Genomic DNA, 557 nt, shown 5'->3' on the forward strand with positions numbered 1-557 from the left:
TCATCAGACAATGGAAGGTGGATGGCGTCCAACCGTGCGCCCACCCCGTCTGGGCGGTAACGCCAGAATGGGCGTCTTTGCCACGCGTTCGACCTTTCGTCCTAACCCTGTCGGTATGTCGCTGGTTGAGTTAAAAGAAATTGTCTGCCACAAAGAGAGCGTCATTCTGAAACTGGGTAGTCTGGACCTGGTCGACGGAACGCCGGTGGTCGACATCAAACCTTATCTGCCATTTGCAGAAGCACTGCCTGACGCCACTGCCAGCTACGCGCAGNGAAATGGCGGTAAGTTTCACTACAGAGGTTGAACAACAGCTCCTGACGCTGGAAAAATGTTATCCATTGCTGAAAACATTTATCGGCGAAGTACTGGCACAGGATCCACGTCCTGCGTATCGTAAGGGTGAAGAGACAGGCAAAACATATGCCGTCTGGCTACACGATTTCAACGTGCGCTGGCGCGTAACGGAAGAAGGTTTTGAAGTCTTTGCGCTTGAACCCCGCTAATTTCATGCCCTTCTCTTTTGACATCCCTTTCTCGCTGGTAAACTAAACCAC

Annotated in this window: 1 pseudogene; it reads left to right on the forward strand. The window is 51.8% G+C overall.

The window, feature by feature from the left end:
- A pseudogene (gene tsaA / locus FDX22_RS26495) lies at positions 1-506 on the forward strand (tRNA (N6-threonylcarbamoyladenosine(37)-N6)-methyltransferase TrmO); the annotation flags it as partial.
- Positions 507-557: the final 51 nt, after the last annotated feature.

The organism is Citrobacter sp. TBCS-14 (assembly GCF_005280805.1).
GTDB classification, from domain to species: domain Bacteria; phylum Pseudomonadota; class Gammaproteobacteria; order Enterobacterales; family Enterobacteriaceae; genus Citrobacter; species Citrobacter gillenii.